Origin of the sequence: Paraburkholderia sp. D15, assembly GCF_029910215.1 — a bacterium.
In the GTDB taxonomy this organism is placed as follows: domain Bacteria; phylum Pseudomonadota; class Gammaproteobacteria; order Burkholderiales; family Burkholderiaceae; genus Paraburkholderia.
Genome location: NZ_CP110396.1, coordinates 1,052,599 through 1,072,106, shown reverse-complemented (window position 1 = coordinate 1,072,106; position 19,508 = coordinate 1,052,599). Strand labels below are relative to the sequence as shown.

Genomic DNA, 19,508 nt, shown 5'->3' with positions numbered 1-19,508 from the left:
GCTTAAATCCACTCACGCGTGCAACACCAGTTTCTGCACGCGCCAGTTCAGCAACTCCGCCACATACAGCACGTTCTCGGACGGACACGCCATCTGGTGAATCCAGCCGAACTGCTTGAGTTGCTTGCCCGACTGCCCCAGCACGCCGAGTACTTTTCCATCGAGCGTCATCTTGTAGATGCGGCCGGGGTAACCGTCGGCGCTATACAGCACCTGATTCGGTCCCGGCGAGATGCAGATGGCCCACGGCGCGCCCGGCGCGAAGGTGCCGGCGGCGAAGGTCGCTTCGTCGGGCATGTTGCCGATCGCGGGCCGCGCGCCCGGCGGCACCGGCACGTCGATCGTGATTTGCCGCTGGAAATTGCCGTCGGTATCGAACACCTGAATGCGGCGGTTGCTGCGGTCCGCCACGTAGATGTTGTCGTGCGCGTCGAGCGCGATGCTGTGCGGCGTATGAAACTGCCCCGGCCCGGTGCCGCGCTCGCCCCACGACTTGAGCCAGTTGCCGTCGCGATCCACCTTGGCGACGCGCGAGTTGATATAGCCGTCGCTGATGTAGGTATTGCCCGCGACGTCCCACGCGACGTCCGTGACCTGGCGAAAGCGTCCGTCTTCGGCGGGGAGCGGCGGATTGGGATGCTTGAGCGGTCCGGTGTCTTCGTCGGCGGCTTCCTGCTTGCGACCGAACACCATCGCGACGCGGCCGTCCGGGGTGAACTTGATCACCATGTCCGAGCCTTTGTCCGTGACCCAGATGTTGTCCTGCCGGTCGATCTTGACCGTGTGCGCGAACGACCACGCGTACAGATTGCGTCCTATCTCGCGGATGAAACGGCCATCGGGCGCGAATTCGAGCAACTGTGCCGCGGCCGCGCCATAAGCAGGCCCATTCGAATTGCCGCGCGACAACACGAAAATATGGCCATGCGAATTGAGCGCCACGCCCGAGCATTCGCCGAAGTACATGTCCTTCGGCAAATGAACGGGGTTGGCAATCGAATCGTAAGCGATCGCGGGCACGGCTTGCGTGTCGGCGAACGCGGACGGCAGCGCGAGTCCAGCGGCGCTGCCGGCGACCAGGTTCAGGAAAGTACGGCGGCTCATCGCCCGATGTTCGGCGCTGCCACAGCACGGGCACAACCACCCATATTGCTCGCTCATCCGGTGTCTCCTTGCAGGTTATCCGCTGTCCGGTCTACGCCGCGTACGTCATCTGCCTGTTCACACGTCGCAGCGCGCCAAGGGAATGCTAGTTCACAAAGCGCTTAATGGCTAAGCCATCGTTGAGCTACGTTGGCTTCGAAGAAGAAAGAGGCGGCCAACAGGATGGTGATCAAGGCGATTAATTTCGCTATTTCTTTCGATTTTTGTCGTTCCCCACGGCGCTAAGATCGCCGCAGCCGGTAAAAAAGGGGCAAAGAATGGTGAACCACCTGAACCCGTCAGCGTCCGTCGCGCCGAACAAGTCGCTCAAGATCGATGCCATTCGATTCCTCGCGGCGTTCTGGGTGCTGATGTATCACTTCCGTCCGCCTGCCTTCAAGGAGTTCTTCCCGCATCAGCTCGCCTTTCTGGGCGGCGCGTTGTGGTCGGGCGCCACGGTGCTGTTCGCCGGTCCCGCCGCGGTGATCGTGTTCTTCGTCATTTCCGGCTACTGCATTCACAACGCGTATCAACGCGACGTCGCGCTCAAGCCGATCAACTATTACGCGTCACGCTTCATCCGGATCGGCTTGCCGCTCGGCATTCTGCTGTGCATCGTTCAGCCGTTGCCGACCGGGCAGAATTATCTGGAGTCCGTGCTGTGGTCGCTCTATTGCGAAATGGTCTACTACGCCGTTTATCCGCTGCTGCGTCCGCGGTTCCGCTATCTCGGCGAGATGATCGTGGGCAGTCTGCTCGCGGCCGGCGTGATGGTGGCGGTGGTGCGTCTGTTCGGACATCCCGTCTGCCATAGCTGCGTGTACGAAACCTATCGCGTGCCGGGCACGGCGTTGTTGTACGCGGCCGGCTGGATTGCCGGCTGTCTGATCGCGGAAACACAGCGCAATGCGTTGCGTTTCGAAGTACGCGGCGCGTACTCGCCGCTTACGTTGGTATTGAAAAACGCGCTGGACCGCTGCACGCATTATTTTGCCGATCACCTGATTGCGCTGCGTATCGCAGTCGTCGCGGCCGGCGCGGCCGTCATGATTCTGCTGTCAGGTTCCAGCCTCAAGCCTGCCTTCATGCCGCAGATCACGGCGGATATCACGTTGCCGCTGTTTCAGTTCCTCGCCGCGATCTGGCTGGCCACGGAAACCGCGACACCGACCCGTAGCGCGATCTGGTCGAGACTGGCAGCGTGCGGCGCATGGTCGTACAGCCTGTATCTGTGCCACAAGACAGCGCTCGGCATCCTGGAAGCGATGGGTTGGAATGCCGCGTCGCCGCGAGTGTGGCTTGTGCAGATGGTGCTGGCGTTCGCGATCAGCTACGTGTTCTACCGCCTGGTCGAACGGCCTTCGCACCTGATTTCGCAGCGCTTGCGCAAATATGCGCCGAACGCGTCGACCGCGCCGGTCGCACGCGCCGGCGGCGAGTGACGGGCTGCGCGGGCTCGCCGGAGCCCGCGTCCGCTTCTACTTTTGCTCGCTGTTTTGCGTGACGATCATCGTCAGGGACGAAGCAAGAATCGCTTTCGCGAGTTTGTCCTCGTCGACCGCGCGGGCCAGCGTCACCGCGCCGACGATCGTCGCGACGATACCGAGCGCCTTGCTCTCGCTGTGACCCGCCAACGTGCCGGCGATCTGCGACGTCAGCGAATGCACGTAGCGCGTCAAATGCTCCCTGACCTCGGGGCTCGCATGCCGCGCTTCTCCCGCTAGCGCACACAACGCGCAACCATTGCCGGGATCTTTCACGTGACGCTCGCTGAGAAACATCTCGGCGATTGCCTGCAACGGTTCCTTCTGCTTTCCGCCGCTTTTTCCCGCTGCCGCGCGAACCGTGCCGATGCGCTCGCGGCTCTGCCCAACCGCGTATTCGAGTGCCTCGACGATCAGTTCGTCGCGTGACGAAAAATGTCCGTAAAACGCGCCGTGCGTGAGCCCCGCGCGCCGCATGCAATCCGCGACGCCCAACGCGCCGATCCCGTCTTCGCGAATTTGCCGCGCTGCCGTTTCAAGAACGCGCTGCCGGCTTTCCGCTTTCTGTGCCTGCGAGTAGCCCATCCCGTTCCCCCTGTCTTGACAATCTGCATGATGAGCATAATACTGAAAATGTGCATGACGATCAACATGCAGAATGATCTGATTGGTACAGATTCGAAGTGTCCATTGATGCGGCGACGATTCGCCGCTTAACCGTCGAGCGGCGTCGCCCAGCCAGGGCACGGCTCATGGCTCATGGTTCATGAGCCAGACCGCCGGCGTCGCGAAGGAGAGAGAAGATGCGTTTCAAGGGAAAGACTGCGTTGATTACGGGCGGCAATAGCGGCATCGGTTTCGTGACCGCCAGGCTGATGATTGCCGAAGGCGCGCGCGTGGCGATTACCGGCCGCGATCAGGCGAAGCTGGACCAGGCGGTCGCCGAACTCGGCGAAAACGCATTGGGCGTGCGAGCCGATCTCGACGACGAAGCCGCGTTCGGCCCGTTGTTCGAGCAGATCGGCGCCGCGTTCGGCTCGCTGGACATCGTGTTCGCCAACGCCGGCATTTCCGGGCCGACGCCGCTCGGCGGCACGTCGGCGGCCGCATTCGAGGCGATTCTGCGCACCAACCTGACGGCGGTCTTCCTGACGGTGCAGGCCGCGCTGCCGTTGATGAGCGCGGGCGGCGCGATCGTGTTGAACGGCTCGGTCATGCGCGAGCTGGGTTCGCCGGGCTCGGCCGCTTACTCGGCGACCAAAGCCGGTATCACGGGCATGGCCAGGGTGTTCGCGACCGAGCTGGTGCAGCGCGGCATCCGCGTGAATACGGTGATTCCAGGCGGCACGCGTACGCCGATCTGGACGCGCGGCGCACGTGAAGGCGCGACACTCGACGCCACCGAAACGGCGCTCGCGCCGCGTATTCCATTCGGCCGTCTGGCGGCGCCCGAGGAAGTGGCGGCGGCGGTGCTGTTCCTCGCATCCGGCGACGGATCCGGCATGACCGGGGCCGAGATCGTCGTGGATGGCGGTACGACGGGCGCACCGTGGGGGTCGGCGGTGTTCCGCCAGAGCGCCTGACGCGAAGCGGGGCAGGCGCGCCGACGCACTGGTAGCCGGAGGGCTGAACACGCCGCGAGTTGCAGGCCTTTGCGCGCCGCCTAATACGTCCCGCTTACGAGATTCGTTGGCGTGCCGCCGACAAAATTCTCGATGTTGTCCATCAACTGATCCGCCAGCCGTTGCTGCGCTTCGTCCGATGCCCACGCGACATGCGGCGTCAGGATCACGTTCGGCCGCCCCGCCGCGCGCAGCAGCGGATTGTCGTCTTCCGGCGGCTCGCCTGCCGTCACGTCGAAACCCGCGCCGCTGATCAAGCCTTCGTCGAGCGCACGCACCAGCGCGTGTTCGTCGACCAGGCCGCCGCGCGCGGTATTGACGAGCAACGGCCGGCGTTTCATCGCGCGAAATTCGGGCATGGCCAGCATGTTTCGCGTGTGCGGCGTGAGCGGACTATGCACGGTGATGATGTCGCTGGTCGCGAGCACCTCGTCCCACGGCGTGTAAAGCGGACCGAGCCCTTCGCGGCCCTTGTGCGCGGCGAACATCGGCTGCATGCCGAAGGCCTTGCCGATTTCCGCGACGCGCTGCCCCAATACGCCTTCGCCGATAATGCCGAGCCGCGCGCCCGCCAGGTCGTGAATGGCGTGGGTGAAGAAACAGAACTGCCCGGATTTTTGCCACTCGCCGGCGAGCACGTCGTCGCGATACGCGATCAGATTGCGCCGCAACGCGAGAATCAATGCGAAGGTGTGCTCGGGCACCGTGTTGATCGCGTAGCCGCGAATGTTGCTGACCGCGATACCGAGCCGTTCGCAGGCGGCTTTGTCGACGCAATCCGTGCCGGTCGCGGCCACCGCGACGAGTTTCAGATCCGGCAATTGCGCGAGCAGGTCGCCGCTCAACGCGACCTTGTTGACGATCGCGATCGATGCGCCCGCGAGACGCGTGAGCACCTGATCCGGCGCGGTGCGTTCGTATTCGATCGACTGATGGTCGAAGCGCGGCTCGCGCAACATGATTTGCGGCGCCAACGTGGCGCGGTCGAGAAAAACGATCTTGTGCATGGTCAGGTTCCCGTCGATTTACAGATGCCGTTTCGCTTCGGCGACGATGTGCCCGGCAGTGATGCCGAAGTGCTCGTACAGCGTGTCTGCCGACGCGGATGCGCCGAAGCCCGTCATGCCCACGAAGCCGCCGCGTTCGCCGAGATAGCGGTCCCAGCCGAATCGCAACGCGGCCTCCACGCCCACGCGCACGGTGCCCGCGCCGAGCACCGCGACGCGATAGGCCGCGTCCTGTTCGTCGAAAATTTCCCAGCAGGGCATGGACACCACGGCGGTGGGAATGCCCTCGTCCTGCAACAGACCGCGCGCCTGCACGGCCAGCGCGACTTCGGAGCCGGTGGCGAGCAAGGTGACGGCGCGCGCTCCGTCCTCGGCTTCGGCGAGTACATAGGCGCCGCGTTGCGACAGCGGCTGAGCGCTATGAGTGCCGCGCACCGGCGGCAACGTCTGGCGCGCGAACACCAGCGTGCTCGGGCCGCTGCGATGTTCGAGCGCGAGCGCCCAGCACTCGGCGGCTTCCACGGCATCGGCGGGGCGCAGTACGCGCATGTTCGGCATCGCGCGCAGCGACGCGAGGATCTCGACGGGCTGATGCGTCGGCCCGTTCTTGCCGACGCCGATCGAGTCGTGGCTGAACACGAAATTCACGGGCAAGCCCATCAATGCGGCCATGCGCATCGCGGGGCGCTCGTAGTCGGAGAACGCGAGATAGGTGACGCTGGTCGCGATCACGCCGCCATGCGCGGCCATGCCGTTCGCCATCGCGCCCATCAGATGCTCGCGCACGCCGCAGTGGACGTAGGCGCCGCTACGGTCACCGGCGGTGAATGCGTGCAGGCGGCGCTTGTGGCCGGTGGGCGCTTCGAGATCCGCGCAGCCGACCATGCGTTCCGGCAGCAAGGGCGCGAGCAGATCGCTGATTTCGCCCGACAGCGCGATGCCGGCTTGCGGTTCGGCGCGTTCCACCGCGCGCTGGCGGTACGCGTCGAGCACGTCGCGCCAGCCGGCCGGCAATTGGCCGGACTGCACCCGCTCGAACTCGGCGCGCTGCGTGTCCGGCAGCGCGGCCACGCGCGCCTGCCACGCGTGGTAGCGCGCGTCGTTGCGATGACCGGCCGCGCGCCACGCGCCCAGAAGGTCCGCGGGCACCTCGAACGGCGCGTGCGGCCAGCCGAGTTGCTCGCGCGCGGCCTCGGCGTCGGCCGGGAACAGCTTGCCGCTGTGACCGCCGCGCTGTCCTTGCAGACGCGCGATGCCGCGGCCGATCACGGTCCTGCACGCGATCATCGAGGGGCGCGGGTCGGCGCGCGCGATCGTCAGCGCCGCCGATACCGCGTCGAGATCGTGCCCGTCCACCTCGACCACGTGCCAGCCGGCCACGCGGAATCGCGCGCGGACGTCCTCGCTGATCGACAGCGCGGTGCTGCCGTCGTCGGTGATCTGGTTGTCGTCCCAGCAGAGAATCAGTTTGCCCAGTTGCAGATGCCCGGCGAGCGAAATCATTTCCTGGCCGATGCCTTCCTGCAGACAGCCGTCGCCGACGAACGCGTACGTGTAGTGATCGACCAGATCGCTGCCGAATTTCGCCGCGAGATAAGCTTCGGCGATGGCCATGCCGAACGCGTTCGCGATCCCCTGGCCGAGCGGGCCGGTGGTCGCTTCGATCCCATGCGCGGGTTCGTATTCGGGGTGGCCCGCGCAGTGCGAGTCGAGCTCGCGGAACGACTGGATCTGATCGAGGCCGATCGCTTCGTAGCCCGTCAAATACAGCAGCGCGTACAGCAGAAGCGAGCCGTGTCCGTTGGACAGCACGAAGCGGTCGCGGTCGGGCCAGGTTGGATCGGCGGGATTGAATTTGAGGTGCCGCGTGAATAGCGCGGTGGCGATTTCGGCCATGCCGAGCGGCACGCCTTGATGACCTTCGCCGGCGCGCAGGATCGCGTCGATGGAGAGAAAACGGATCGCGTCGGCAAGCCGGGCTTCGGGGATGGACATGGCAAAAGGCTCCTCTACGCCGGCCCGCGACGCGGGCGGCGGCAATCGAACAAAGCGGAAGGGGTGGACAGCGAAACCGGTCGACGCGGTGCGGGACACGCGGGACGGTCCACGCGGGTGGACCGCCGCGGCGACTCAACCGAAGCGACTCAACCGCAGCGACTCGGCTTCAGCCACTCAATGCAGAAACCCAGTCGAAATCCACGGTACCGCGGCCACCACGATCAGACCGACCAGCAGCGCGGCGATATAACCGAGAATCGGCCGCATGCCTTCGTCGGGATGAATGCGGCTCACCGCGCAGGCCGAGTAGTAGCCCACGCCGAACGGCGGCGCGAACAGGCCCACGCCCATCGACAGGATCACGACCATCGCGTAGTGCACGTCATGGATGTGCATGGCGCGCGCGATCGGGAACATCAGCGGGCCGAACAGCACGATCGCGGGAATCCCTTCGAGCACGCTGCCGAGAATCACGAACACGCAGATCGAGGCGGCCATGAACATCGCCGCGCCGCCGGGCAGTCCGCCGAGCGTTTGCGCGAGCTGGCCCGAGAAGCCGGACTGGGTCAGCGCCCACGCCATCGCGGTGGCCGCGCCGATGATCAGCAGGATCGCGCCGGACAGCGACGCGGTATCGATCAGCATCGGCTTGAGCCGTTTCCACTCGAAGCGGCGGTAGATCAGCAGGCCGGCCAGCACCGCATACGCGATGCCGATGGTGGACACTTCGGTCGCCGTCGCGATGCCTTCGACCACGGCCGCGCGAATCACGAACGGCAGCGCGAGCGCCGGGAACGCGATCACGAACTTGCGCAGAATCTCGCCACGTGTCGCGCGTTTCACGCTCGACATGTCCTCGCGGCGATAGCGCCACTGCACGACGATGCACAGCGTGAACGCGAGCACGATGCCCGGCAGCATGCCGCCGGTGAAAAGCGCCGAGATCGAGATGCCGGTCACCGAACCGAGCGTGATCAGCACGAGGCTCGGTGGAATGGTTTCGGTTTGCGCGCCGGTCGCCGCGAGCAGCGCGACCAGGTCGCCCGGTTTCGCGCCCCGCGCTTTCATCTCCGGAAACAGGACCGGCGCGACGGCCGCCATGTCGGCCGCCTTCGATCCCGAGATGCCGGACACCAGATACATCGCGCCGACCAGCACGTACGACAGGCCGCCGCGCACGTGGCCGAGCAGGCTGGCGAGAAACGCGATCATCGCGGCGGCCATGCCGGTCATCTCGATCAACTGGCCGAGGAACACGAACAGCGGCACCGAGAGCAGGATCAGATGCGACATGCCTTCGTCCATCCGGCCGACCACCACCGGCATCGGTGTATTGGTGGTCAGCGCGAGGTAACCGAAGGTGGCGAGCCCGAACGAGAACGCGATCGGCACGCCGCTCAGCACGCCGAGCGCGACCAGTCCGACGAAGAAGATCAGCAGGTTGAGGTTGCCGAGATCGCGCAGCATCGGTCCGAGCAGCACGAAGACGCCGATCAGCGCGCCGACCGTCGCGAGCGCGGCGAGAATCAGCCGCCAGTTGCCGAGCCGCGCGAGTCGCACCACGGCGACCAGCAGCATCAGCGCCGAGCCGATCGGCAACGCGGCGGCGCGCCACGAGTTCGACAGTTCGAGCGCGGGCGTGGTGATGAACGACTCGTCCTGCGCGAAGCTGATGGCGGGGGCGATCACCATCGCCAGAAACGCGATCGGCGCGGCGATCGCCACCACGTCGAGAAATGCCCGCACGCCCGGCGATGCCATGCCGACCAGCGCGGTCATCCGCATGTGCTCGCCGCGCCGCAGCGCGATCACCGCGCCGAGCATGGCGAGCCACAGGAACAGCATCGACGCGAGTTCGTCCGACCAGACGAGCGGCGCGTGCAGCAGGTAGCGGCTCGTCACGCCGGCCAGCAGCACGGCGATTTCCGCCAGCACCAGCAGCGCGGCCGGGATCTCCACCAGGTGCCTGAGCGCGGCGTCGAGCGCGCAGGCGAAGCGATGCTGCGCGTCGTGCGAATACGAGATCGTGATCATGGCCTTACCCCAGTTTTCCGACGGACTTCTCCAGCAGACCCCACGCCTCGTCGCCGTATTTGCCCTTCCAGTCGCGGTAGAAACTCGTTCTGGCGAGCGCGGCGCGGAACGCTTCGCGGTCCACGTCGACGAAGGTGATGCCCTTCGATTTCAGATCGTCGCGCAGCGTATTGCTCAGTTTCGCGATGTCCGCGCGCTGCAGCATCGCGGCCTTCTCGAACTCGCGCGTGACGATCGCGCGGATGTCGGCCGGCAGACGTTCCCACGCGGCGCGGTTGCCGAGAATCCAGTAGCCGTCCCACACGTGCGAGGTCAGGCTGATGTACTTCTGCACTTCGTACAGCTTGGCGGTGGCGATGATCGGCAGCGGATTCTCCTGGCCTTCCACCACGCCCGTCTGCAATGCCGAATACAGTTCGTTGAAGTTGATCGGCGCCGGGCCCGCGTCGAGCGCCTTGAACAGCGAGGTCAGCATCGGCGCCTGCGGCACGCGGATCTTGAAGCCCTTCAGGTCGGCGGGCGCGCGCAATGCGCGGGTCGACGAGCTGATCTGCCGGAAGCCGTTGTCCCACACCTTGCTGACCGACACGATGCCGGACTTGCCGATCTGCGCGCGGATGTAGTTGCCGAGGTCGCCGTCCATCGCCTTCCAGACCGCGTCGTAGTCCTTGAACGCGAAACCGGTGTTGACGATGCCGGCGGCCGGCGTCAACGTCGCCAGAATCGACGACGCCTGGTTGAAGAACTCCACGCCGCCGTTGCGCACCTGCGAGAGCAGGTCGGTGTCGGAGCCGAGCTGATTCTGCGGAAACAGCTTGATGTCGAGCCGGCCGCCGGTCGCCTCGCGGATGTGATTGATGGCCTCCTGCGCGCGGATATTGACCGGGTGGGTCGGGTCCTGGCCGGTGGCGAGCTTGTACGAGAACTCGGGCGCCGCCAGCGCACGGCGCGACACGCTCCATAACGGCGCGGCGGCGGCCAGGGTCGCGCCGGCTTTCAGAAAGTCGCGACGGTTGATGCCTTGCGGGGCATTCGAACGGGTAGTCATGATGTCTTCCTCCAATATGGCGTATCGCTCTATTTTTTCGACGCTTTTCGACTTTCTGAACGCCGGCGCGCGGCAACTGCGAAGCTCGCTCGCCGCGTCCGCTTACGACAGCGGCAGGGCGCGCGCTCAGCCGTGAATCAGCATGCCGCCGTTCACGTCGATCACCGCGCCCGTGATGTACGAGGACAGCGGCGACGCGAGAAACAGGAATGCGCCGGCCACGTCGTCGGGTACGCCGAGGCGGTTCAGCGGAATGCCCGACAGAATCTCGCCGCGTTTGTCGTCGCTGATCTTGCCGGCGTTGATGTCGGTCTGAATCAGGCCCGGCGTCACGCAGTTCACGCGGATGCCGTCGTTGCCGAGTTCGCGCGCCATCGCCTTCGCGAGACCCAGCACGCCCGCCTTGGCCGCCGAATAGTGCGGGCCGCCCAGAATGCCGCCGCCGCGCTGCGCCGATACCGACGACATGCAGCCGATCGAACCGCTTTTCTGTTTCTTCATTTGCGGCACGACCGCTTGCGACAGATACAGCACGCCGCGCAGATTGACGTCGAGAATGCGGTCCCAGCTATCCGCGTCGATGTCGAGCAGTTTGACGGCCTGGGTAATGCCGGCGTTGTTGATCAGTACGTCGATCGAACCGAAGTCGGCGACCGTGCGCTCGACGGCGGCCTGGCAGGCGGCGCGATCCGTGACATCGCACGCGTAGCCGCGATGCGCGCTGCCGATCGAGGCGGCCGCTTCCACGGCGGCTTTCTCGTCGAGATCGAAGATCGCCACGCGCGCGCCGTGCGCCGCGAACATGCGCGCGGTCGCCATACCGATGCCGCGCGGCGATGCGCCGCCGGAAATCACTGCTACCTTGCCGTCGAGAAGACGTGACTCTGACATGATGCGATTCTCCTGAATGGGATGGTTATGCTTTGTGGACGGTCTGGCTATCCGTGACTACACGGCTGCGGCTGTCACGCTGCCGCCGAGCTTGCCGGGTCGCCAGGGGCGCCGGGGGTCGCCGGGGTGGATAAGTTCGTCGAGGTTGCTAACGCAGCCACGCCTTGATCGTGTCGCACATCGCCGCGGTGGAAATGCCGTAGCGGTCGTGCAGCGTGGGCAACGCGCCCGCGTCGAGAAACGCATCGGGCAGACCGATCTGCCGGAACGGCGGGGTCACGCCATTGGTCAGCAGCACGTTGGCCACCGCCTCGCCGAGTCCGCCGATCACCGTATGGTTTTCCGCGACGACCACGAGCCGGCCCGGACGGCGCGCTTCGCGCAACAGCGTGACGACATCGAGCGGTTTGATGGTCGGCACGTGCAGCACGCCCACGTCGATGCGGTCGGCGGCGAGTTCCTTCGCGGTTTCCAGCGCACGCATGGTCATGATTCCGGACGACACCAGCAGTACCTCGGCGCCGTCGCGCAACAGCTTCGCCTTGCCGAGTTCGAACCGGTAGCCGTATTCGTCGAGCACCACCGGCACGTTGCCGCGCAACAGACGCGCGTAGACGGGACCGCGATGATCGGCGATGGCCGGCACCATCTGTTCGATGTCGATCGCGTCGCACGGATCGATCACCGTGAGATTCGGCATCGCGCGGAACAGCGCCAGATCCTCGGCGGCCTGGTGGCTCGGGCCGTAGCCGGTGGTGAGGCCCGGCAGCGCGCAGACCAGCTTGACGTCGAGGTTGTCCTCGGCGATCGCCTGGTGAATGAAGTCGTATGCGCGGCGCGCGGCGAATACCGCATAGGTGGTGACGAAGGGTTGCGCGCCTTCGTGCGCCATGCCGGCGGCGGCGCCCATCAGCAACTGCTCGGCCATGCCCATCTGATAGAAGCGTTCGGGATACGCTTGCGCGAACAGATGCAGGTCGGTGTACTTGCCGAGATCGGCGGTCATGCCGACCACCTCGGGGCGCTGGCGCGCCAGTTCGACCAGCGCATGGCCGAACGGCGCGGCGCGCGTGATCTGGCCTTCGCCGGCGATCGAGGCGATCATCGCCGAGGTCTTCAGGCGCGGTTTCGGAGCGGCGGCGCTCATGCGTTTCTCCCAGCTTCCAGCGCTTGCAGCGCGAGTTGCCACTCGTGCGCATCGACGCGGATAAAGTGGTTTTTCTCGCGAGCTTCGAGGAACGGCACGCCGCAACCCATGCGCGTATCGCAGACGATGATGCGCGGCTGCGCTTCAGGATGCGCGCGTGCCGCGTCGAAAGCGGCGACCACCGCCGCGAGGTCGTTGCCGTCCACGCGCTGCACGAACCAGCCGAACGCCAGCAGCTTTTCGACCAGCGGCTCGAACGCCATCACGTTCGATGAAGGGCCGTCCGCCTGCTGATTGTTGACGTCGACCATCGCGATCAGGTTGTCGAGCTGCCAGTGCGCGGCGGACATCAGACCTTCCCAGACCGCGCCTTCGTCGAGTTCGCCGTCGGAAAACAGCGTGTAGACGAAGGCGTCCGACTGCTTGCGTTTGAGGCCGAGGCAACGGCCCACCGCGATCGTCAGCCCCTGGCCGAGCGAGCCGCCGGACATCTCCATGCCGGGCGTGTAGCTCGCCATGCCGGACATCGGCAGGCGGCTGTCGTCGCTGCCGTAGGTCTCCAGTTCTTCGTCGGCGATGATGCCGGCCTCGATCAGCGCGGCGTACAGCGCGATCGCGTAGTGGCCGTTGGACAGCAGGAAGCGGTCGCGGCCTTCCCAGTCGGGATCGTCGGGGCGGTAGCGCATCGCGCGGAAGTAGGCGACCGCGAGCACGTCAGCGATGTCGAGCGCCTGGCCGATATAGCCCTGGCCTTGCACTTCGCCCATGCGCAGCGCGTTGCGGCGAATCTGGTACGCGTGTTCCGCGAGAGCGGCGTAGGGTGCGGGTTCGCTGGGGTTCACGGTGTCGTCTCCATGGGCCCCGCGCAGCGTCGTGCGCGGATGCTTTTCGTGGGCCGCGTCGATGTCTCGGCCAGTGATTCAAGCGTAATCGCAGCCCGTTTCGCGCTCAAACGAATTAACATGGCCGATGGATGAATTGAATTCACGCTGATGCTGCCATGCACAATCGCGTCACCCTCAAGTCGATTCAAGCCTTCGAAGCCGCCGCGCGGCTCTCGTCGTTCGCGCTCGCAGCAGAAGAACTGTTCGTCACGCCTTCGGCCGTGAGCCATCAGATCAAGCTGCTGGAAGAGCAATTGAGTATTCGTCTGTTCCATCGCCTGCATCGCACCGTGCAGTTGACGGACTCGGGGCGGCAATACGCCGAGGAAATCACCGCGGCGTTCTCGCGTATCGATGCGGCCACCCGCGAAATCGGCCGGGTCGCGAAAAGCGACATCCTCACGATCCACTGCACGCCGAGCTTCGCGACGCAATGGCTGATGCCGCGCATCGCCCGTTTCAGCGCCGCGCATCCGGATATCGATGTGCGGCTGAACGCTTCGTCGGAAGCGGCGGATCTGGTGTCGGGCGCGGTGGATGTCGACATCCGCTACGGTCCGCGCAAGCTGCAGCCGGCGGGTACGCTGGTGCTCGAATTGCCGCCCGAGACGATCGTGCCGCTGTGCTCGCCGATGCTGATGAGCGGCGACTATCCGCTGCTAGGGGTCGCGGATCTGCAGCACCATCCGCTGATTCACAGCGAAGGCTGTCTGGTCGGCTGGCGCGACTGGATGCGGCTGCATCGCAAGACACGCGTCGATATCGGCCGCGGGCCGCGTTTCGATCGCTCGTTCATGGCACTGAGCGCGGCCGTCGACGGGCTTGGCGTGTGCCTCGAAAGCGTGCTGCTCGCGCAGCGCGAACTGGAAACGGGGCGACTCGTCGCGCCGTTCGGACTGGATGGCCTGGAGGTGCGCGGCTATACGCTGAATCTGCTGAAGTCGCGCGCCGATCTGCCGAAGCTGCACAGTTTTCAGGACTGGTTGTTTGCGGAGCTGGAGCGCTAATCGTTAGCTGCCGGATGGAATGCTTGCCGCTTCTCTGTTCGGCTGCCGCCGGACACGAGGCGCGCCCTTCGGCCACGACTCAAGGAGAACATTGCATGCACGACCGTCCCACGACCCCGCTATTCGATCTCGGCGGACGAACCGCGCTCGTCACCGGCTCGGCGCGCGGCATCGGCTTTGCACTCGCGCAGGGGCTCGCCACGGCAGGCGCCGCCGTGATCGTCAACGGCACGCGCGACGACACGGTGGCCGACGCCGTCGCCCAACTGCGCGCCCAGGGTCTGAACGCGCAAGGCCGCGCGTTCGACGTGACCGACGAAGCCGCCGTCGCCGCCGCGTTCGCGCAATGGGACCAGGACGACGTGGCAATCGACATTCTCGTCAACAACGCCGGCATCCAGTTCCGCAAGCCGCTCGTGGACCTCGCGCTGAGCGACTGGCAGCGCGTGATCGACACCAACCTCACGAGCGCGTTCATCGTCGCGAAAGAAGCGGCGCGGCGCATGATCGCGCGCGGCACGGGCGGCAAGATCGTCAACATCGGCTCGCTGACGAGCGAGGCCGGCCGCGCGACGGTCGGCGCGTACACGGCGGCGAAAGGCGGGATCAAGATGCTGACCCGCGCGATGGCCGCCGAATGGGCAGCCGCGAACATTCAGGCGAATGCGATCGGGCCGGGCTATATCCTGACCGACATGAACCAGGCGCTGATCGAGAACGCGACGTTCGACGCATGGGTGAAGAGCAGCAACCCGTCGCAGCGCTGGGGCAAGCCGGAGGAACTGGTCGGCACGGCGGTGTATCTGGCATCGGCCGCGTCCAGTTATGTGAACGGGCAGATCATCTACGTCGACGGCGGCTGGCTGGCGGTGCTGTAGCGCCAGGTTCGCATGGCGCGTCGTGGGTTCGCATGCGGCGGCGCGAGGGCGGCGCGGCGGGTTTTATGATCGGCGCACCACGCTTTCCGACGGTTCCGACCATGCTCATTCGAGCCATCGCGGCCGTGACGCTGCTGTTGTGCGTCACGTCGCCCGCCCGCGCCGACTGCTTCGCCGAAGCGGCTTCGTATCAGCACGTCAACGAAACGATTCTGCGCGCGCTCGCCTGGCAGGAATCGCACGACGACATCAACGCGAAACGCGTCAACACCAACGGCTCGATCGATTACGGCCTGATGCAGATCAACTCGATCCATCTGCCGACGCTATCCTCTTACGGCATCACCTCGCATACGTTGATGGACCCGTGCGCGAGCATCTATATCGCCGCGTGGCATCTGCGCAAGATGATGCTCAAGTACGGCAATACGTGGCGCGCGGTCGGCGCCTATCATTCGCAGACGCCCGCCGAACGCGATCGCTACGCGGCGCAGATTCGCCTGATCGTGCAGCGGATGCAGCCGTATTGACGCGGCAGCGCACGCCGTGCCGGTTTGCGCTGCGATCGCATGTAACGCATGTACCACACGTACCGCCCGTCTCTGCGCTCAGCGCGACGGCGCGATCTGTTCCATGGTCGCCGAGATGCGCCGCGACAACATCGACGCGCGCTGCTGCCGCGCCTCGTGCGCCGCGCGTTCGAGCAACGCCCAGACGTCCGCGTCGGCCCATCCCGCGTGCCGGCACAGCACCGCATTCACCCGCAACGCCTCCGGCAACAGCCAGCGCCGTCCGCTATCGAGCAGGTTCGCGATCATCCGCTCGAACAGACGAATCAGCGCCGCGCCGCCGACCTGGCTCAGCGCGAGTCCCGCAAAGCGGTCGAACACCAGCAGGTCGAGAATCGTCGCGTGGCCGCGCGCCAGATTGCGTAGCGCGAGATCGGCGAGTTGGCGTGCTTCGTCGCAGGTTTCGTCGGCGGCGTCGATCCACAGCAGAAAACCGCGCGCGGCGTTCTGCCAGCTGTGCAGCCCGGCGCTTCGCGCGATGTCGGCGAGTAGCCGTGCCTGCTGGCCGGCGCGCGGCCGGTTTTCCTCCAGCATGAACAGCACGCAGGCCATTGCCGCGCCGACGCAGCGCGAGACCGGATCGGATGGCTGCCGGGCATCCTGCAGCGCGCGCAACAGGCGCGGGTGCGAAGTGGCGCGCGCGCCGGTGAACCACAGCGAAATCGCCAGCGCGTTGTGCGAGACCGCGGCGATGTAGTTGGGATGACGCGAGTCCGGTGGGCCGTTGCCTTCGGCGGGGTCGTGACGCGGCGGCGCCGACGCGTTGTCGTCAGCCGGCGCGAGCAGGGCGATCGCTTCCTCGTGCCGGCCGTTCAACATCATCAGCGCGCCGCGCAGGCGCGCGAAGCCGTGGTGCGGCGACGCGCCCTCGCATTCCTGGGCGATCTGCGCGCGCACGTGCGTCAGCAATTCGGGCGGGTCGTTGCTGAAGCCGGCCTGAAGCGTGCGCAACAGCAGCACGGAGAGCGCGTACAGACGGCTGTCGTCGGCGGCGCAGGTCGTGGCGAGCTGGTACACGCGCCACCATGCGGCCAGCGTGTCGGCGGGCGGCGGCGCGGGCGTGGTCTGCTGCATGGCCTGCGCGAGCGCGAGGTGAAGCAGCATCTGGTCGTGGACGCGAAGCGTCTGACGGGAGCCGTCGTGCGCGAGTGCGCGGCGAATCCACATCAGCCATTCGTCGTTCAGACTCGCGGCGCTCCAGATCGGCCCGGCATGCTGCAACAGCGGCGCGGCGATCTGGAAGCGGCCGGCTTCGATCGACCAGTCGACGGCGCGGCGCACGTCGGCGAGCGTGGGCGGGCAGGGTGAGGAGGGTGAGGAGGGCGATGAAGGTGAGGAGGCCGCGCGGGCCGGCGGATGCGACGGATGGCCGACCGTTTCGCTGACCCGTTCGGCCACGCGTTGCGCGTGCCGGGCGGCGACCCACGCATAGTCGAAGCGATAGGCGAGCACGCCTAGCGCGAATTGCCGCACTGCTTGCGGCATGCGCAGCGAGCAGATTGCGGCGGGTGAGGTGTCGAGAGAGGGTTCGGGTGATGCGTCGCCCGACGCAGCGGACGATCCGGCGTGCGAGGCGACGGCCGAACCTGTGGACGACGCGGCGAGCGCAGACGCGGCTGCCGCGCCATTTGCCGCGCCATTCGCCGCGCCTCGCGTCCGCTCGACCAGCAAACCCGCATCGAGCAATGCCGCGACCTGCGTCTGCAATGCGCTATCGCCGGCCAGGCCTTCGGCGCCATCGGTGCGCATGGAGACAGCGCGCGCATCGGCGAAATCGAACGGACCCGCGAATAGGCTCGTGCAGCACAGCAGATGCTGCGCGCCGGCATCGAGCGCGTAGTACGCATGCGCGATCACCGACGGCACCAGCGCCGCCGGACGCAATGCGACGTCGGGGCTACCGGCGCGCTGCATCATCACGCGCCGCCAGCGCGCGTCCCAGTCCGCGACCGCATCGGCGAGCGTCGTGCGGCCGCGCGCCGCGCGCGCGATCTGGATGGCGGCCAGTTCGAGCGCGAGCGGATTGCCGCTCAGCGCGCGGCAGATGGATTCGAGCGCAGGTCGAGCGGGTGGCGAACTGCTCGTGGAGGTGGCATGCAGCACGCTGGCGGTGCGCGCCGCGCTGAACCCGCTGACGACGCTAAAAGCGTTGGAAACAGCGGACACGTAGGCACTATTCGCGTCACCGGGCACGGAGCCGGCAATGCCGCCGCTACCACTACCGCTACCCGCTGCGAGACCCCGCGCACGCGTGCCATGCGACGCCGTGCCCATGCTGTCGTTCGTGGTCGCCGTGCCGTGCGCGTCGAGTTGCGCGAGCAGAAAGCGGCATGCATCCGAAGGCGGCGTATCCGCCGCAACGTGATGCGGATGGTTCGAGGCAAGGTTGCCTGCCGGAATCCGCGACGAGTCCAGCGGCGAGTCCGGCGACGAGTCCGACGCCGCATGCGCCGACCCACCCGCCCCGCGAGCGGCGAAGCGCAGCGGCGCGAGCGGCAAGACATACTCACCGGCGATGAACAGCGGCGCTTCCGCGCACACGATCACGCACACCTGGGTCGCGGCGAGCAGCGCGTCGATCACGGCGGCGACTTCCTGCGCGAGATGATCGCAGTCCTCGACGATCAATAGCGTCTGCGTACCGGCCAGACGCGCGACGAGTCCATCGAGTCCCGGCGTGCCTGATTGAGCGGGTGGCTGACCAGGCGGCTGAATCAGCGGCTGGGCCAGCGTATGTCCGGGCGCTTGCCCAGCCGCTTGCCCGAGCGGCGCAAGCTGCGCCGCGATAGTCGGCGCCACGCGTTCCGGCAGCGTCAATTCGGCCAGTCCGATGAACACCGCGCCGTCATGAAACAACGCCGCGCTGCGCTGCGCGGCTTCGTGCGCAAGCCGCGTCTTGCCGACGCCGCGCGCGCCCACCAGCGTGACGAGCCGGTGTTGCGGCACGCGCATCAGCAATTCGGAGAGTTCGGCGTCGCGGCCGATCAAGGGCAGGCGCATCGCCGCGGCGTCGCCGGCGCCGCGTGTTGCCGCGTGCGATGCGGACAGCGTATCTGTCGAAGCCGGGGCATCGGATGCGGACGCGGCCTGTTCTCCCCCCGGCGCGCTCTGGTCGTCGCGAATGTCGTACCACTCGGCGGTCAGACGATAGCCGCGACGCGGCACGGTCTCGATCAGATCGCGGTCGTCGCCGAGCGCGCGGCGCAGTTGCGACACGAGGGCCTGCACGCTATTGGCGACCATCGACGCGGCCGGCCAGAGTTGCTGCTGTAACTGCTCGATCGACACGATCTTGCCGCCAGCGTCGAGCAGCGCGATCAGCACGTCCATCACGCGCTCGTTGAGCGTCAGCGTTTGACCATCCGCATACAGGGTGCGCGAATCGCGCGCGAGCGCGAAGCGGCCGAACAATGTAACGCGCTGCGCCGAAGCGGCCAGCGTTTTTTCTTCTTTCATGCACCGTGCCTGGAGTCGCGGGAATCGAAGCGACAGGTATGACGCGCGTGGCGCCACCGTCGTCGCGCCACAGCGGCGGATCAGCCCGCAATGTGGGAACGTGTCGGGTACGGGAGCAATTGCCCAGATAACGATATTTTGTCCTGGCAGGGCCCGCGTGCCTATCTCCGCAAGCGCAAGTAGAGGCATTCATCGCTCTGTCGCAAAGACCGGGTAAACGGTCATGGCGTCGATGCAAACGATGCGGGGTGAGTGCCGGACCGGCAGCGGACATAGGCCTGGCGCGTGCGGCATGCGTGTCGCATGCATGGCGGCGCCATATTGAACGCGGATTGCTGCG

At 66.3% G+C, this 19,508-nt stretch carries 15 protein-coding genes; 5 read left to right on the top strand and 10 right to left on the bottom strand.

Annotated features, from left to right (window positions below; translation table 11 throughout):
• Positions 1–12: 12 nt before the first annotated feature.
• Positions 13–1,161: a peptidyl-alpha-hydroxyglycine alpha-amidating lyase family protein gene (locus LFL96_RS24585; protein ID WP_281003302.1), complete on the bottom strand. Its 1,149-nt coding sequence runs from the start codon at positions 1,159–1,161 to the stop codon at positions 13–15.
• A gap of 260 nt (positions 1,162–1,421) precedes the next feature.
• Here LFL96_RS24585 and LFL96_RS24580 point away from each other — a divergent pair, with 260 nt between their 5' ends.
• Positions 1,422–2,585: an acyltransferase gene (locus LFL96_RS24580; protein ID WP_281003301.1), complete on the top strand. Its 1,164-nt coding sequence runs from the start codon at positions 1,422–1,424 to the stop codon at positions 2,583–2,585.
• A gap of 36 nt (positions 2,586–2,621) precedes the next feature.
• On the opposite strand, the gene LFL96_RS24575 is transcribed toward LFL96_RS24580, so the two are convergent.
• A complete protein-coding gene (locus LFL96_RS24575; protein ID WP_281003300.1) occupies positions 2,622–3,212 on the bottom strand; it encodes a TetR/AcrR family transcriptional regulator in 591 nt (196 codons plus the stop codon).
• 218 nt (positions 3,213–3,430) lie between these two features.
• Here LFL96_RS24575 and LFL96_RS24570 point away from each other — a divergent pair, with 218 nt between their 5' ends.
• Entirely contained in the window at positions 3,431–4,210 is a 780-nt protein-coding gene (locus LFL96_RS24570; protein WP_281003299.1) for an SDR family oxidoreductase, read from the top strand.
• Between the two features lie 80 nt (positions 4,211–4,290).
• Here the strand turns inward: LFL96_RS24570 and LFL96_RS24565 are convergent, their stop codons facing one another.
• The 7 genes from LFL96_RS24565 to LFL96_RS24535 form a co-directional block, all read right to left on the bottom strand.
• Positions 4,291–5,256: a D-2-hydroxyacid dehydrogenase gene (locus LFL96_RS24565; protein WP_281003298.1), complete on the bottom strand. Its 966-nt coding sequence runs from the start codon at positions 5,254–5,256 to the stop codon at positions 4,291–4,293.
• 18 nt (positions 5,257–5,274) lie between these two features.
• A complete protein-coding gene (tkt, locus tag LFL96_RS24560; protein WP_281003297.1) occupies positions 5,275–7,251 on the bottom strand; it encodes a transketolase in 1,977 nt (658 codons plus the stop codon).
• 177 nt (positions 7,252–7,428) lie between these two features.
• Complete coding sequence (locus LFL96_RS24555) at positions 7,429–9,288, bottom strand: TRAP transporter large permease subunit (protein ID WP_281003296.1); 1,860 nt, start codon at positions 9,286–9,288, stop codon at positions 7,429–7,431.
• A gap of 4 nt (positions 9,289–9,292) precedes the next feature.
• Complete coding sequence (locus LFL96_RS24550; RefSeq protein WP_281003295.1) at positions 9,293–10,336, bottom strand: TRAP transporter substrate-binding protein; 1,044 nt, start codon at positions 10,334–10,336, stop codon at positions 9,293–9,295.
• Positions 10,337–10,462: 126 nt separating this feature from the next.
• The gene (locus tag LFL96_RS24545; RefSeq protein ID WP_281003294.1) at positions 10,463–11,227 is read right to left on the bottom strand and encodes an SDR family NAD(P)-dependent oxidoreductase; all 765 of its coding nucleotides are present in this window, start codon (positions 11,225–11,227) and stop codon (positions 10,463–10,465) included.
• Between the two features lie 148 nt (positions 11,228–11,375).
• On the bottom strand, positions 11,376–12,374 hold the full coding sequence (locus tag LFL96_RS24540; RefSeq protein ID WP_281003293.1) for a transketolase family protein: 999 nt from the start codon (positions 12,372–12,374) through the stop codon (positions 11,376–11,378).
• Positions 12,371–13,216, bottom strand: a complete 846-nt coding sequence (locus LFL96_RS24535) for a transketolase (RefSeq protein ID WP_281003292.1) — start codon at positions 13,214–13,216, stop codon at positions 12,371–12,373. The genes LFL96_RS24540 and LFL96_RS24535 overlap by 4 nt, the downstream gene beginning before the upstream one ends.
• Positions 13,217–13,374: 158 nt before the next feature.
• Here LFL96_RS24535 and gcvA point away from each other — a divergent pair, with 158 nt between their 5' ends.
• The 3 genes from gcvA to LFL96_RS24520 all read left to right on the top strand — a co-directional run bounded on the left by gcvA (position 13,375) and on the right by LFL96_RS24520 (position 15,673).
• The gene (gene gcvA, locus LFL96_RS24530; protein ID WP_281003291.1) at positions 13,375–14,265 is read left to right on the top strand and encodes a transcriptional regulator GcvA; all 891 of its coding nucleotides are present in this window, start codon (positions 13,375–13,377) and stop codon (positions 14,263–14,265) included.
• A 95-nt stretch (positions 14,266–14,360) separates the two neighbouring features.
• Complete coding sequence (locus tag LFL96_RS24525; RefSeq protein WP_281003290.1) at positions 14,361–15,143, top strand: SDR family oxidoreductase; 783 nt, start codon at positions 14,361–14,363, stop codon at positions 15,141–15,143.
• A gap of 101 nt (positions 15,144–15,244) precedes the next feature.
• Positions 15,245–15,673, top strand: a complete 429-nt coding sequence (locus tag LFL96_RS24520) for a lytic transglycosylase domain-containing protein (RefSeq protein ID WP_281003289.1) — start codon at positions 15,245–15,247, stop codon at positions 15,671–15,673.
• Between the two features lie 78 nt (positions 15,674–15,751).
• On the opposite strand, the gene LFL96_RS24515 is transcribed toward LFL96_RS24520, so the two are convergent.
• Positions 15,752–19,168 (bottom strand): winged helix-turn-helix domain-containing protein, encoded by a 3,417-nt coding sequence (locus LFL96_RS24515; RefSeq protein WP_281003288.1) that lies wholly within the window; start codon positions 19,166–19,168, stop codon positions 15,752–15,754.
• Between the last annotated feature and the right edge of the window lie 340 nt (positions 19,169–19,508).